Annotated in this window: 13 protein-coding genes and 1 tRNA gene; 11 read left to right on the forward strand and 3 right to left on the reverse strand. The window is 37.0% G+C overall.

Annotated features, from left to right (window positions below):
- Nucleotides 1-122 precede the first annotated feature (122 nt).
- From TASI_RS03230 to TASI_RS03250, 5 genes are read left to right on the forward strand one after another with little or no spacing between them, the layout of a single operon-like run.
- Nucleotides 123-1,280 (forward strand): hypothetical protein, encoded by a 1,158-nt coding sequence (locus tag TASI_RS03230; RefSeq protein ID WP_014111329.1) that lies wholly within the window; start codon nt 123-125, stop codon nt 1,278-1,280.
- Nucleotide 1,281: 1 nt separating this feature from the next.
- Nucleotides 1,282-2,265 carry a hypothetical protein gene (locus tag TASI_RS03235; RefSeq protein ID WP_014111330.1) on the forward strand — a complete coding sequence of 328 codons (984 nt, stop codon included), beginning with the start codon at nt 1,282-1,284 and terminating at the stop codon, nt 2,263-2,265.
- Entirely contained in the window at nt 2,262-3,614 is a 1,353-nt protein-coding gene (locus TASI_RS03240) for a tryptophan--tRNA ligase (RefSeq protein WP_014111331.1), read from the forward strand. The genes TASI_RS03235 and TASI_RS03240 overlap by 4 nt, the downstream gene beginning before the upstream one ends.
- Before the next feature lie 36 nt (nt 3,615-3,650).
- The gene (locus TASI_RS03245; RefSeq protein ID WP_014111332.1) at nt 3,651-4,178 is read left to right on the forward strand and encodes a phosphatase PAP2 family protein; all 528 of its coding nucleotides are present in this window, start codon (nt 3,651-3,653) and stop codon (nt 4,176-4,178) included.
- Entirely contained in the window at nt 4,175-5,215 is a 1,041-nt protein-coding gene (locus tag TASI_RS03250; RefSeq protein ID WP_014111333.1) for a glycosyltransferase family protein, read from the forward strand. Before TASI_RS03245 ends, TASI_RS03250 begins: the two co-directional genes overlap by 4 nt.
- 121 nt (nt 5,216-5,336) lie before the next feature.
- Here TASI_RS03250 and TASI_RS03255 read toward each other — a convergent pair.
- From TASI_RS03255 to trxA, 3 genes are all read right to left on the reverse strand, one after another.
- Nucleotides 5,337-5,413, reverse strand: a tRNA-Ile gene (locus tag TASI_RS03255).
- A 40-nt stretch (nt 5,414-5,453) separates the two neighbouring features.
- A complete protein-coding gene (gene rho, locus TASI_RS03260) occupies nt 5,454-6,710 on the reverse strand; it encodes a transcription termination factor Rho (RefSeq protein ID WP_014111334.1) in 1,257 nt (418 codons plus the stop codon).
- 75 nt (nt 6,711-6,785) lie between these two features.
- Nucleotides 6,786-7,103 (reverse strand): thioredoxin, encoded by a 318-nt coding sequence (gene trxA, locus TASI_RS03265; protein ID WP_014111335.1) that lies wholly within the window; start codon nt 7,101-7,103, stop codon nt 6,786-6,788.
- Between the two features lie 191 nt (nt 7,104-7,294).
- Here trxA and parE point away from each other — a divergent pair, with 191 nt between their 5' ends.
- From parE to TASI_RS03295, 6 genes are all read left to right on the forward strand, one after another.
- Nucleotides 7,295-9,271, forward strand: a complete 1,977-nt coding sequence (gene parE, locus TASI_RS03270; protein WP_014111336.1) for a DNA topoisomerase IV subunit B — start codon at nt 7,295-7,297, stop codon at nt 9,269-9,271.
- On the forward strand, nt 9,271-11,577 hold the full coding sequence (gene parC, locus TASI_RS03275) for a DNA topoisomerase IV subunit A (protein WP_014111337.1): 2,307 nt from the start codon (nt 9,271-9,273) through the stop codon (nt 11,575-11,577). Before parE ends, parC begins: the two co-directional genes overlap by 1 nt.
- Before the next feature lie 7 nt (nt 11,578-11,584).
- A complete protein-coding gene (locus TASI_RS03280; protein ID WP_014111338.1) occupies nt 11,585-12,631 on the forward strand; it encodes a CDP-6-deoxy-delta-3,4-glucoseen reductase in 1,047 nt (348 codons plus the stop codon).
- Between the two features lie 83 nt (nt 12,632-12,714).
- Nucleotides 12,715-13,113, forward strand: coding sequence for a TrbG/VirB9 family P-type conjugative transfer protein (locus TASI_RS03285; protein WP_044978011.1), 399 nt, complete (start codon nt 12,715-12,717; stop codon nt 13,111-13,113).
- A gap of 39 nt (nt 13,114-13,152) precedes the next feature.
- Entirely contained in the window at nt 13,153-15,777 is a 2,625-nt protein-coding gene (alaS, locus tag TASI_RS03290) for an alanine--tRNA ligase (protein WP_014111340.1), read from the forward strand.
- Between the two features lie 2 nt (nt 15,778-15,779).
- Nucleotides 15,780-16,007 carry a sulfurtransferase TusA family protein gene (locus TASI_RS03295; protein ID WP_014111341.1) on the forward strand — a complete coding sequence of 76 codons (228 nt, stop codon included), beginning with the start codon at nt 15,780-15,782 and terminating at the stop codon, nt 16,005-16,007.
- Nucleotides 16,008-16,044 lie beyond the last annotated feature (37 nt).

Raw genomic sequence — 16,044 nt, forward strand, 5'->3', positions numbered from 1 at the left:
TGAAAAAAATTTATTTATATGTCAAAACATATATTTTGTTTTAATATGAATTTTTTTAATTGAAAAGTAACAAAATCTTATTAAAGTTACAATTTTAGTTATTTCCGTGTAAAGGAACAGTGATGAACGACAATACTAAAAATCCACAAAATCCGCAAAACCCACAAAATCCACAACCTGTTCAACCAACAGGTGTTAATCCTAATAATCCTAACTATACTCAACAAGCTCCAGTTGTTGAGAGAAAAACAAATCCGCTTTATTTCATTATCCCTTTAGCAATAATTATTATTGCTGCTTTGGCATATTTTCTTTTCTTTAAATCTGATAAGAAAGTTGAAGATACAGGAAGTACACAGCAAAGCACTCAAAGCATTGTTCAAAGCGAAGAAGGTAAACAACCAGAAACTCCTACGACCACAACTACTACAACTCAAGAAGCTCCTAAGCCTACTGAAACTAAATCAAATGAGAAATTTGAAAATTTCAAGTCATATGTAAGTAGTCAGTTCGCAGAAGATGAAATCGTATGGGGAGATAAAACAGATTTAGATAACGATGGATTTAGATTAAATGATTTCAAAATTATCAATAAAGATGATAAATCTGAACTTACAGTTGAAAGTGTAGATGTATTGGATTTCACTAAAGTTGAAGGTGGTTACAACTACGAATTTAAGGCTAAAAATATTCTAATTGATGGAAAACACCCATTTATGGCTGATGATGAAGCTAAGAATGAATTAGCTAAAGCTGGAATCTCAAATTTGGAACCTCTTGAAGTTTATCAGAAAGTAGTTCGAGATGTTGGAGCAGATAAGGCAGATTTTACTGGTGACTTTATTCAGCCGGGACTTATGAAAATTAATACTTCAGGTGTATTTCATAATGTGAACACTCTATATAAAGAACTTGAATCAGACCCTAGTGTAGCTGAAGACTCAACCCGTATGATGGCTTTGCTAGTTCCTGTTTCTATAGAGAAAATGGATATGACTTTTAAAGATGAAGGTGCCTTGAAATTAGCAGGTGACTCATTAGGCCAATATAATGCAAAAACGTGTTCTGAAATGCTTGTGATGTTTCAAGTGAACCTAGATAATGAACAACTTTGTGGGCCATTAAGTAATTTTCTTACCGGAGCTAATAAAGAATTTCATATAGAAATGAATCCAAATTCTCCTTACCAAATATCTAAACTGCTTTCTGTATTTCAATCTCCAACTCCTCCAGACTTTAAAGCATTGTTTAATGAAATGGGATTAAATATTCACAACTAATATGAAATCAAAAAAAACCTTTGTGATTTACGGTGTCATTGCCATCCTAGTACTTTTAGTGCTAGGGTGGTTTGGTGCTAATTATTATCTAAGTTACAGAGTAGATGCTCAAGCAAGAGAAATTGTAGACTCGATGGGGCTCTCAGAGAAAATTAAATGGAAGTCCATCTCAGCAAGCTTCGGAAAAACCGCCAAAGTCCAGGAAGTGGAATTAAATTTTCCAGAAATTTTACCTAAGCCTATACAAATTAAAGAGTTAGCTTTAACAAATTTTGAACGTGTTAGAAAAACATTTGAGCTAGATTTAGTTGCAAGTGACATTACCGATAATACTGATAAATCTTATTTCTACACGCTTAAGGATATGTACAAAGAGCTCAAGGGGTTTCATCTACGAGACATTCCTCCTATGAATGCTAGTTTGCATATTGAGAATAGTTATATCGATGATTTAATTTCTGTTCAGATTGACTTAGAGCAAGAGGGAGGTCTTAATTTTGATTTCAATACAAATCTTAAAAATATCAATCCCTTTTTAGAGCAAGTCGATAAAGTATTAGAACCAAGCTCTGATGAAGATACTAAAAAACTAAGTGATGCTGAACTTCAGATTTTATTAGGGTCACAATTAGCAATTGTGCAGGTAGTTAATAGCGAAATCTATATTGAGGATTCTGGCTTAATTAAAAACAACCGCAATGATGCTAGAAATTATATGCATAGAGTTCACTGCCCAAATATTTTGAATAGTTTGGAATATAGACGCCCTGAACAGTTATGTGAACCATTTCATAATTTTCTCTTAGCTCGAGAAAAAGATGTTAACTTTTCTATTTCGCCAGGAGGCGGATTCTATTTATCAAAATTACTCGAATACTACCCGTTTGATAATTTTGATAATCATACAACTGGACAGCTTCTTCGTGCATTGCAATTTAAAATAAGCAATACTACGGAAATTTTTAATAAATACATTAATAGATGAATAACAATAAAAAAAGAGTTCTCACTGGTATTACTACCACAGGAACACCTCATTTAGGAAATTACGCTGGTGCACTAAGACCTGCGATTGAAGCAAGTAAAAATCCAGAAATTGAAGCCTTTTATTTTTTAGCTGATTATCATGCATTGATTAAATGCGATGACCCTAAGAGAGTTTCTAAGTCAAGACTCGAAATAGCAGCTACATGGCTTGCGGCTGGTTTAGATCCAAACTCAACTGTTTTTTATAGGCAATCTGATGTCCCATTTACAACAGAACTCTCATGGATATTGACTTGTATGACACCTAAGGGGCTTATGAATCGTGCACATGCTTATAAGGCAGTGTATGACCTAAATCTTGAGAGAAATATCGATGTAGATGATGGTGTAAGCATGGGACTATATTCTTACCCCATCCTTATGGCTGCTGATATTCTTTTATTTAATGCTCACGAGGTGCCTGTCGGAAAAGATCAAGTACAACATTTAGAGATGACTCGATTTATAGCTCAGAGATTTAACCATCACTATTCTAAGGGTGAGGATATATTTGTATTGCCAGAAGCTAAAGTGGATGAGGAAGTAGCTACATTGCCAGGGCTTGATGGTAGAAAGATGTCTAAAAGCTATAACAATACGATTCCTCTTTTTGATGGTGGCTCTATGGCTTTGCAAAATGCAATCAAACAGATTCAAACTGACTCCAAATTGCCAGGTGAAGCCAAGGATGCTGAAAATTCTCATTTATTCATGATTTACAAAGCTTTTGCTTCTGCTGACGAGTGTTCTGATTTTAAAAATCAGTTAGAAGGGGGGCTCTCATGGGGAGAGGCTAAGGATAAGTTGTATATTTTGCTAAATGAAATTCTTTCGCCTATGAGAGAGCGTTATGAAAGCTATATTTCTAAGCCTGATGATATAGAAGACGTGTTAAAAATGGGTGTTCAAAAAGCAATTGAATACGCACGACCTCTAATGGAGAGAGTCAGAGATGCTGTGGGGCTTGCATCTTTTAAATCAACTCAAATTTACACTTCAAAAGATGAGAAGAAGAAGTCTAAAAAATCTGCGAAATTTTTAAGTTATAAAGATGTAGACGGTAGTTTTAAGTGGAAGCTTATATCAGAAGAATCCCAAGAATTATTGATTTCTGAAGCTTTTGCTGACCCTAAATCAGCGGCTATTGCCACTAGAGAGCTTTTAAATTTAGAGCATTTTGAGATTGTAGATGGTGTTTTAATGGTTGAAGGCAGGGGCATTGCCACCGTAAATAAAAATATATTGAAATCTGATATGGATATTCATAAATTAATTGAATTATCCCTTTCACAAATCAAAAATAAATAACGGAAGGCGGATGGTACAAAGTAAGAGATACACAAAATGAAATTTCCAAATCCAGAAACAACAGCACTGGAGTTACGTTTTTTCTTTTGGTTGCTCTCTTTAAATAAATACAAAGGCGTCACATACATAAGCCGTCAAATATCTAAACTTGGAGATGGACCATTTTACGTGCTCTGCGGGATATTGTTTATTTTGTTTGGCGGCTCGTTAGGTGAGAGGATGTTTGTTATCGGATGCATTGCCTACTCGATTGAGCTTCCTTTATATTGGAGTATTAAAAATAGTATTAAACGGGATCGACCATTTAGGACATACGAGAATGTTTCTGCTGTGGTCGTGCCAAACGATACGTTTAGCTTTCCATCAGGGCATACTGCAGCGGCATTTGTATTTGCAACTATGGTCAGCAATTTTTTTCCAGCATTTACGATTCCCGTCTATTTGTTGGCGTGTTTGATTGGTTTATCTAGGGTGTTGCTTGGAGTGCATTATCCTTCAGATATATTGGCAGGAGGACTGCTTGGAAAAATATCTGCTTGGATTGCTTTATCGGTGGGTCTATGAAAATTTTATATGGTGTACAAGCCACGGGAAATGGCCATATAACTAGAGCTAGAAAGATGCTACCCCATTTGCTTTCACATGGCTTTGATGTAGATTTTGTGTTTAGTGGCCGTCCCAAAGATGCCTATTTCGATATGGCTCAATTTGGGGATTTTCAGACTAAGCATGGCTTTACGTTTGTATATAACGGTTCTGAGGTATCGATTCCTAAAACTGTTATTAATTCTAGACCTATAGAATTTATTAAGGATTATCTTAAGTTAGCTAAATCGCTTGATAAATATGATTTGGTTTTGAATGATTTTGAACCAGTTTCTGCTTGGGCTGCACGTCGGGCAGGCGTGCCTTCAGTGGGCCTTTCGCATCAATATGCATTGTCATATCCAATTGCTGATTATGATTTTCCTATTGGATTTCGTGCGGGCTTAAAGTTTTTTGCTCCAGCTAAATACCGACTTGGTGTGCATTGGGATAGTTTTGGATATCCTATTTTGCCGCCTCTTATAGAAATAAATTCAAAAACTGAGACTGTTGTTGGTGATTTTTCGCTAGTTTATTTGCCTATCGACCCTCTTGAAGCTCTTTTAGAAATTTTTCATAAAATCCCTGACCATAAATTTATACTTTATACAAAAACAGATAAACCCTCTTTAAGTGGCAATGTTCTCGTTAAACCTCTTAGTCGTGAAACATTCCCCATCGATTTCGCTTCATGCGATGGAGTTATTTCTAATTCTGGTTTTGGGCTCTGTAGTGAAGCAATGGTGCTTGGCAAGAAAATTCTTACTATTCCTCTTAAGTCTCATACTGAACAGCAATCTAATGCAGCTGTTTTAAAAATATTAAATCGTGCAACAGTAGTAGACGCACTTCGAATCGATACATTGAAAGATTGGATTTCGCAGCCAAATCCTCCTAAAGCAATCTTTCCTGACGTCGCTGAGGAAGTTTCTAAGTGGTTGAAGAAAGGTGATTTTTCATCTATTTACAATTTATCCGAAGATCTTTGGGCCCTTACATCAAATGTAAAAATATAGTATCTAGCTCTATGTCCTATAGGGGTTAAGAATGGCGAAAAACAATGAAATGAATCTCAAGAACTTGAATCTATAGTTAATGAAAAAGGCCCCAAATACTGGGGCCTTAGCTTTCAATTGGTGGTCCTCCCGGCTGGACTTGAACCAGCGACCAAAGGATTATGAGTCCTCTGCTCTAACCAACTGAGCTACAGGAGGAAAAAAGAGATAAATTATACAGTCATTTTTTAATTTTGTCTTATTTTTTCATTAATTCGTAAAATTCATCGTTAGTTTTCGTTGCACGAATCTTATCTAAGATGAATTCCATTGCTTCTACTTCATCCATATCATGAATAAATTTACGTAGAACCCAAGTTTTCTGTAAATCTTCAGGACGCATAAGCAACTCTTCTCTACGTGTACCGCTCTTATTAAGATTGATAGCTGGATAGACACGTTTTTCTGCAAGACGCCTTTCTAGGTGAATTTCACAGTTACCAGTACCTTTAAATTCCTCGTAAATAACCTCATCCATACGGCTACCAGTTTCAATCAATGCAGTACCAATAATAGTTAGAGATCCACCTTCCTCAATATTACGAGCTGCACCGAAAAAGCGTTTAGGACGCTGCAATGCATTTGCGTCAACCCCTCCTGTTAATACTTTTCCTGAGGATGGAACTACAGTGTTATAGGCTCTAGCTAGACGCGTGATAGAATCAAGCAAAATTACAACATCTTTTTTAAGTTCAACTAAGCGTTTTGCTTTCTCTATAACCATCTCGGCAACTTGTACGTGTCGTGTTGCAGGTTCATCGAATGTGGATGCCACAACTTCACCCCTAACAGTGCGTTGCATTTCTGTCACTTCTTCTGGGCGCTCATCAACAAGCAAAACTATAAGAGTAGCTTCTGGATAATTTGCGGTTATCGAATGAGCGATATGTTGCATCATTACTGTTTTACCTGATTTCGGGCTAGCAACGATTAAAGCCCTTTGACCTTTACCGATAGGAGCAAAGATATCGAGAATTCGGCCAGTATAATTTTCCTCACTTCTAATATCTCTTTCTAGCTTAAGAGGCTCATCAGGGTGAAGAGGAGTCAGGTTTTCGAACATAATCCTGTGTTGAACTTTTTCAGGATCAAGTCCGTTAACTTTTTCAACTTTAACAAGGGCGAAATAACGCTCTCCATCTTTTGGAACCCTGACCTGGCCCTCAATATGGTCTCCTGTATGTAAATTAAATTTTCGCATTTGTGAAGGAGAAATATAGATATCATCAGTACTTGCTAAGTAAGATGAATATGGTGATCTTAGAAAGCCAAAGCCATCTGGCAATACTTCCAAAACTCCGTCACCAAAGATTTGTTCACCGTTTTTAGCTCTTTTTTTCATTATTTGGAACATAAGTTCCTGCTTGCGGAAACGGTTTGCGTTTTCTATTTCTAGGCCAAGGGCCATATCAAGTAATTGAGATACGTGAAGATTTTTGAGTTCGTTAAGATGCATTTTAGATAATGAAGTTTGAAAGTGGCTTAAGGGGAGACAGGAGTAAATTCCTTAGGTTTAAGCCACTTGTAAAAATTAAATGTTAGTGTTTATGAAATTAGTTAAATCAGTTTTGTTTACGGCACCAACTTTTACAGCTGATTGCTTACCGTCTTTAAATAACATAAGAGTAGGTATGCTACGAATTCCAAACTGAGCAGCTAGGTCTTGGTTATCGTCTACGTTAACTTTAACGATTGAAACCTTTTCGCTAAGTTCAGAGTCGATCTCCTCAAGAATAGGTGCAACCATTTTGCATGGGCCGCACCAAGGAGCCCAAAAATCAACTAAAACAGGTTTAGTAGAATCTAATACTTCAGCTTTAAAGCTATCTAAATTTGCTTGTTTAATCATATTATTCTCTCTTGGGATGAAGAAATTTGTAGGAAGTTATATATTCTTATTTTTATAACTAGATAGGATTCGATAATTATAATAGTAAGCTAAATAATACCATTAGCTTTTAGCAAATTTTATATTTTTTCCTTAAAATAGTCGAATTTTGCACAATCTAAAATACATTAAGTTACAAACTAGAGCCCATAGTGAGTAGTAAAAATTACGATAAATATGATGAGGGTTCAATTAGAGTCCTCAAAGGTCTGGAGCCAGTTAAAGAGCGTCCAGGCATGTATACCAGAACAGAAAATCCATTACACATAATTCAGGAAGTTATAGATAATTCAGCCGATGAAGCATTGGCAGGGTTTGCGAAAAAAATATCTGTTACTTTGCATGAAGATTCAAGTGTCACTGTTGAAGACGATGGTCGTGGCATTCCAGTGGGCATGCATCCAGAAGAAAATGTGCCTGTCGTGGAGATTGTCTTTTCACGACTACATGCTGGAGGCAAGTTCAATAAAAAAGATGGGGGTGCTTACGCATTTTCAGGTGGTCTGCATGGGGTAGGCGTTTCGGTTACGAATGCATTGTCAACAAGATTAGTGGTTAATGTTACCCGCGATATGGGTGTGTACCAATTAATTTTTTCTAATGGTGGTGAAGTAGAGCAGCCGTTAGAGAAAATATCGGACGCCCCTAAACGCAAATCAGGTACAGTGGTTAAGGTTTGGCCAGATACTAAATATTTCGATAGTGCCTCAATTCCGATAAATGATTTAATTCATCTACTGCGAAGTAAAGCGGTTTTATTGCCAGGTATTGAGGTCAATCTAAAAATAGAAAAAACTGGAGATAAATATAGATGGTTATATGAGTCGGGGCTTATAAGTTATTTATCAGAGGAGCTCGATGGATCTGAATTGCTTATTCCATTGTTTAGTGGTCAAGATTATGCTCAAGAAGGCCATGAATCTTTTGAACAGGGTGAGGGTGCTAGTTGGGCCGTTGCATGGTCAATGGAAGGTCCTTTAGTTCGCGAATCATACGTTAATCTTATCCCTACTATAAACGGTGGTACTCATGAATCTGGTTTAAGAGAAGGACTTTTTCAAGCTTTAAAATCCTTTGCAGAAATGCATAGCCTTATACCTAAAGGTGTAAAACTATTGCCAGAGGATTTGTTTTCTAGAGCGAGCTTTGTTTTATCTGCAAAAGTTCTCGACCCACAGTTTCAAGGACAAGTTAAAGAGCGTCTAAATAGTCGTGATGCCCTTAGATTAGTGAGTAATTTTGTAAAAACTTCATTTGAATTGTGGCTTAATTCAAATGTTGATGAGGGCAAAAAATTATCTGAATTCACAATCAAGCAAGCTCAAGCACGTTCGAAATCGGCTCAGAAAATCGAGAAGAGAAAAAGTTCTGGTGTTGCGGTATTGCCAGGTAAGCTTACTGATTGCGAGTCCAACGACGCAACTAGGACTGAAGTATTTTTAGTTGAGGGTGATTCTGCAGGAGGTTCTGCTAAAAAAGGTCGAGATAAGGAATATCAAGCAGTACTGCCACTTCGCGGTAAGGTTTTAAATTCTTGGGAGGTAGATCGTGATCAACTTTTTTCAAATAAAGAAATTCATGATATCTCTGTAGCGATAGGTGTAGATCCACACGGTCCTAATGATAGGCCAGATTTATCCAATATTCGATACCGTAGAATTTGCATTCTTTCTGATGCTGACGTAGATGGTTCACATATTCAAGTGTTGCTATTGACTTTATTTTTTAAGCATTTTCCAAGTTTGGTTGAAAATGGTTTTGTTTTTATATCTCAACCTCCTCTATTTAGAATTGATGTTCCAGCTCAAGGTAAGAGACCAGCTAGGAAGTTTTATTGTCTCGATTCTGAAGAACTACAAAGCATTAAAGATAAGTTAATAAATAAAGAAAATATTAAGGAATCTTCTTTAACTATAAGTCGCTTTAAAGGTTTAGGTGAGATGAGTGCAGAGCAGCTTTGGGAAACAACGATGAATCCAGACACTCGCCGACTAATGCAAGTGACTTATGGATCTAGTTCCATAGAAGAAATCAATAAAATTTTCGATACCCTAATGGGTAAAAGTGAATCATCAGCCCGGAGAGCATTAATTGAAGAGAAGGGTAATCTAGCAGAATTGGATGTGTGATGGAAGATACAGAATTAGAATTAGATTTCGGAAATAACGATCAGGAACGAGTTGACTTAGGCTCATATGCAAGTAAAGCTTACCTAGATTATGCATTTTCAGTAGTGAAGGGAAGGGCATTGCCAGATGTAGGTGATGGTCAAAAACCAGTGCAAAGACGCATTTTATATGCTATGGACCGGATGGGTCTTAGAGCTGGGGTTAAGCCAGTTAAGTCCGCACGTGTGGTGGGTGATGTTTTAGGTAAATATCACCCTCATGGCGATCAAGCAGCCTATGAAGCTATGGTTCGGATGGCTCAGGAGTTTTCTTTACGCTATCCTCTTATAGACGGACAAGGAAATTTTGGTTCTCGCGACGGAGATGGAGCAGCTGCCATGCGCTACACGGAGGCTAGACTTGCTCCAATTGCTGAGTTGTTACTTGACGAACTAGGCGAAAAAACTGTTGATTTTATTCCTAACTATGATGGTCAGGAATTAGAGCCTGCAATGCTCCCTGCTAGATTGCCTTTTATTTTATTAAATGGTGCTTCGGGTATTGCGGTCGGTATGGCTACAGAGATACCGTCGCATAATTTGGTAGAGGTTGCAAACGCATGCATTGCCACCATAAAAAATCCAAAAATAACTACAGATGAATTGTTCGAAATTATTCCAGGACCTGACTATCATTCTGGCGCTCAAATAATCACTCACCAAGATCAATTAAAGCAAATATATGAGACTGGAAAAGGCTCAGTTAAAGTAAGGGCTAGATGGGAATTTGAGGAGCTTGCTCGTGGTCAATGGCAGCTAGTCGTAACAGAGCTTCCACCAAATACCTCATGCCAAAAGGTTCTTGAAGAAATCGAAGAGCTTACAAATCCAAAAGTTAAGCAAGGCAAAAAATCTTTAAACGCTGAGCAGCAGAATACAAAATCGCTAATGCTTGGATTGCTTGATACTGTAAGAGATGAATCAGGTCGTGAGGATTCCGTAAGATTAGTGTTTGAGCCTAAGACTTCTCGGATTGACAGAGATGAATTTGTAAACGCTTTGTTATCGCATACCAGTATGGAGAGCAATTCATCCATAAATTTGGTCTGTATTGGTATTAACGGAAAACCTCGTCAACGTAATTTAAAAGAGATATTAAGTGAGTGGGTTGAGTTTAGAACCCAAACGGTTTTATCACGCACTAAATATAGACTAGATCGCGTGATTGATAGAATTCATGTACTTGAAGGGCGAGAGCTTGTACTGCTTAATATTGATGAGGTTATAAGCACAATTCGAAATTCGGATGAACCAAAACCTGCACTAATGCAAAAATTTGAACTCAGTGAGCGTCAAGCGGAAGATATATTGGAGATGAAGCTTCGCCAATTAGCTAAGCTTGAAGCCATAAAAATCGAGCAGGAGTTGGCAGATAAAAGAGCCGAACAGAAAAAACTTGAATCACTTTTAAACAGTAATAGTTCTCTTAAAAAACAAATAATAAAAGAGATTGAAGCGGATGCTAAAAAATATGGAGACGAAAGAAGAACTCTAATTAAAGAGGCTGAAAAAGCGGCGATTGAAATTAAGGTAGTTGATGAACCAGTAACTATCATAGTTTCAAACAAAGGTTGGGTGAGAGCCCGCCAAGGGCATGGTGTAGAGGCGTCTTCCCTTAACTTTAAGTCAGGGGACTCCTTATATGCCACTTATGAGGCACGTACTGTCGATAATCTTGTGGGCATTGGCTCTAATGGAAGAGTATATACGGTGCCGGTGTCGTCATTGCCATCTGCAAGAGGAGATGGTCAGCCATTTACTGCGATGATTGACCTTGAATCTAAAACGCAAATTACTCACTATATAAATGGAAAAGATGATTCTGAATGGCTGCTTCTTCAAAATAACGGAGTCGGCTTTATAACGCATTTCAAAGATATGGTTTCGCGAATTAAAGCTGGTAAATCCTTTGTTAGTATGGATGAGGGAAGCGAACTTCTTAGACCAGTTCCGATAACTAATAACACAAAATTTATCGGCTTTTTGTCTAAAAATGATAGATTTTTAATCATATCTTTAGATGAAATTAAAAAGCTATCATCTGGTGGACGTGGTACTATTTTGATGGGTCTTGATCCTAAAGACTCTATATCTCAGGTCGTTGCTGTTTCGGAGTCAGGTATTCAAGCAACTGGTATATATCGAAATAAAGAAGTTGAACAATTAATTGCTTTGGGGGACTTACATGAATATATCGGTAAAAGAGCCCGCAAAGGCAAAACTTTAAAATTAAAATTGAAGCAAGCTACATTATTGCCACTGGATTGAGGAGCGTATGGCACACAAAGTCGTAATTGAATCTACTGGAGATGAATTTTTAGTTAATGAGGGTAATAATATTATCGATGCTGCTCTCGAAAATAAGATAGTTATGCCCTATAGCTGTAGAACTGGGTCATGTGGTACTTGTAAGGGTCGAGTGGTATCAGGAAACTATAAACTTGCTGACTCTGCTGAGGATTTAATTACTGACGAAGAAGCGACACAAGGGTATGCTTTACTATGTTCCGTTATACCATTATCTGACATGGTCATTCACCCAACAGACGTTAAAAAAGCAGGTGATATCGAAATAAAAAAAGTACCAGTACGTGTAGCTGAATTAAACAAGCTAGCAGATGATGTTATGCAAATTAAATTGCAGACACCTGCTACGGAACCATTTCGATACTTGCCTGGTCAATATATAGATATTCTTTTGAAAAATAATGTGAGACGCTCTTATTCATTGGCATCAAAAGAACCTATGGATTCAAAAATAGAACTTCATATACGTCATATGAGTGGAGGGCTTTTTACAGATCATGTTTTTGCTGAAGACGGAACTGGAATGAAGGTTCGAGAAATCCTTAGAATAGAGGGACCCCTCGGAACTTTCTATTTACGCAAGGATTCAAATAAACCCATAGTCTTTATTGCAACGGGTACTGGCTTTGCACCAATCAAGGCTATTATTGAAGATATGATTGAATCAGGAATTCAAAGAGAGGCAACCCTATATTGGGGCGGAAGAAGACCACATGATATTTATATGATGGACTTTTGCAATGATATTGCCTCTAAGCATGAGTGGCTAAAATTTATTCCTGTAGTATCTCAACCTGAAAGTTCCGACGGTTGGACTGGAAGAACAGGAAATGTTAGTGATGCAGTTTTAGAAGATTTTTCGGACCTAAGTGGATTTGAGGTATATGCTTGTGGTTCGCCATTTGTTCTAGAAATTACACGAGATGCACTTGTAGAGAAAACTAATCTTCCCGAAAGCAAATTCTTTGCTGATTTATTTATTTCTCAAGCTGATACTGAAGATAATGATGGATAAAAATATCCGTACGTCTCTTTACGGATTTTAAAATATAGTTAAATTTCGCATTATATAGACTCTTTTATTTGAGCTATATAGTTATGAAATTGATTCCGAGTTTTTTTATTTGTGCCTTATCTTTATCATTAGCAGCGTGTGGTAGCCAACCTAGTTGGCTTATGAAGAAAAGGTTTTTCCCAGGTTGGCAGCATTCACCTAGATATGTGAATTCATATGATTTTGATTGGCATATGAAAGGCACTCAACATATTCTTCCTAAACAAGTTTTTAGTACAGAGAATGAAGTTTGGTTTGAATTTCCAGATTTGAACGTAATTGATGGGCTACCAATGATTTTTTCTCTAGACCCATATAGAGGTAAAGAGAAAATTATGAAAATTTATCAAAATCCTCCATATTTAGTCATCAAGGGTAGGCATTCACAAATAAGAATTAGACATAAAAATGCTGATGCAGTTGTTTGGAGAGAGTTAAAGTAAGCTAAAATTAAAAGTTTTAATTCCTTAGCATTTGTTTACATGAAAGCTTCTGAAATTCGCCATAATTTTCTTAAATTTTTTGAATCTAAAAATCATACGATTGTCACTTCATCGCCTTTAATACCAGCTAACGATCCAACACTTTTATTTACAAATGCTGGTATGGTTCAGTTTAAGGATGTTTTTTTAGGTAAAGAGAAAAGAGCCTATAAACGAGCTACGACTTCTCAAAAGTGTGTACGTGCGGGTGGTAAACATAATGATCTAGAAAATGTTGGATACACAGCAAGACATCACACTTTTTTTGAGATGCTTGGAAACTTTAGTTTTGGTGATTATTTCAAAGAAGATGCTATTACTTTTGCTTGGGAACTTTTGACTACAGTATTTAGTTTGCCTAAAGAAAAACTACTAGTCACTGTTTATGCTGAGGATGATGAGGCATTTTCAATTTGGAAGGACAAGGTTGGAGTTCCAGAGGAAAAAATTATTCGCATAGGGGATAACAAAGGCTCTCGTTATGCATCGGATAATTTCTGGCAGATGGGTGACACAGGTCCTTGTGGTCCATGTACAGAAATATTTTATGACCATGGTCCAGAAATTTGGGGTGGACCTCCTGGTTCTCCTGAAGAAGATGGTGATAGATTTATTGAGATTTGGAATCTAGTATTTATGCAGTTTGACAGGGATAGCGACGGAGTTTTGCATCCATTGCCAAAACCCTGCGTAGATACAGGTATGGGCTTAGAGCGTATAGCTGCAGTTCTTCAAGGCGTTCATTCAAATTATGAGATAGATTTATTTCAAAATTTAATCAAAGCAGCTGCTGAAGCTACAAACACAAAAGACTTAAATAATAATTCACTTAAAGTTATTGCAGATCATATTAGGGCCTGTAGTTTTCTAATTACTGACGGAGTTATCCCGGGTAATGAAGGTCGTGGTTATGTATTACGTAGAATCATAAGAAGAGCTCTTAGACATGGACATAAGCTTGGTCAGGACAAAGCATTTTTCTATACATTGGTTCCAGCTTTAGCAAAAGAGATGGGTGAAGCATTTCCTGAATTAATTGAGTGGAATGAAAGAATAAGCTCTATTCTTAGGCAGGAAGAGGAACGATTCCAAGAAACATTAGATCATGGCATGAAAATTTTGGAGTCTAGTCTTTCGTCTCTTAAAGAAGGGGAGAACCTTGACGGTCAAACTCTCTTTACACTTTATGATACTTATGGTTTTCCAGTTGATTTAACTGCTGATATTGCTAGGGAAAAAGGTGTAACTGTTGATCTTGATGGCTTTAATAAAGCTATGGACAAACAGAAAGAAACAGCACGTGCCAGCGGAAAATTTAAGGTTCTCGAGAATATTTCATATTCGGGTGGGGACACTCAATTCACAGGATACGATTTATGTAGAGAGATAGATTCTGAAGTTCAAGCTATTTATGTTGAAGGAACATCGGTCGATCAGGCTGTTGCTGGAGAGGAAGTGTGTATAGTTTTAGATAAAACACCTTTTTATGCAGAATCTGGTGGACAGGTCGGGGATATTGGTGTTTTGTTAAATGCAAATACTAATCTAAATATCAATATCACTGACACTAGAAAAATAACTCCAACCGTATATGGTCATTATGGCTCAGTAGAGAAAGGTATTATTAAAGTTGGGGAAAAAGTAGAAGCTTTTGTAAATCCTGAACATAGAGTTCTTGTGACGGCTCATCATTCAGTGACTCATTTACTTCATATGGCCTTGCGTGAAGTACTTGGAGATCATGTTCAGCAAAAAGGGTCATTAGTAGATTCTGAAAAAACTAGATTCGATTTTTCTCATACTGGTCCTATGACAGCTGAGGAAATCAAAAAGGTTGAGTTGATTGTAAATTCACAGATTTTGAGTGGTAGAAAAACTCAATCAGAAATTATGAATTATGAGGATGCCCTTAAATCTGGTGCAATTGGGCTTTTCGGTGAAAAATACGGTGATGTAGTTAGAGTTATGCAAATCGGTGATTCTAGAGAGTTATGTGGCGGTACGCACGTAGACAACACTGGTGAGATCGGATTATTTAAGATAGTTAGTGAAACGGGTGTTGCTTCTGGAATTAGAAGGATTGAGGCCATTGCGGGTTATAGATCTGTAGAGTGGGCACAAAATTCTTCAAGTAATCTTGCAGAAATTGCCTTTTTACTTAAAACTAATCCTATTGATTTGGCTCAGAAAGTAAAAGCTCAGCTTGATCAGATGAGCCTATTAGAAAAAGAAATTTCTCATCTAAAACAAAAACTAGTGTCATTATCTAGTGGAGACCTCTTAAGTCATATGCAGGAGATTTCTGGTGTAAAAGTTTTGGCTTGTGAAGTGCATGATGTAGAAAGTAAAGCCTTAAGAGATTTAGTCGACCAATTAAAAGGAAAAATTGGATCTGGTGTTGTTGCAATTTTCTTAAAAAATGAAGAAAAGGTGTCCATTGCCACAGGAGTGAGTAAGGATTTAACAGATAGATTTAAGGCTGGTGAACTAGTTTCACACTTATCTCAGATTTTAGGAGGAAAAGGTGGTGGCCGCCCTGATATGGCTATGGGTGGTGGTACAGACGTATCCTCCTTAGCTAAAGCCTTAGAAGAAGTTAAGACATGGGTTGAATCTAAGGTTTAAATATGGAATACGATAGTTTTTTGGATGCTTCAGGTTTGTTATGTCCATTGCCTTTACTTAAAACCAAAAAAGGACTTGCTGAACTTAATTCTGGTCAAATTCTATGTATAAAAACAACCGATCCGCATGCATCACAGGATTTTGAATTGTTTTGTAAACAGACTGGAAATCATCTGCTTAAGCAAGAAGTTGGACAAGAGTTCACTTTGCATTGGATTTCCAGAAAGTAGTATTCTATTTTTGCTACATAATAGATTCAAAGGCTTG

Source organism: Taylorella asinigenitalis MCE3 (genome assembly GCF_000226625.1).
Lineage (GTDB): Bacteria > Pseudomonadota > Gammaproteobacteria > Burkholderiales > Burkholderiaceae_B > Taylorella > Taylorella asinigenitalis.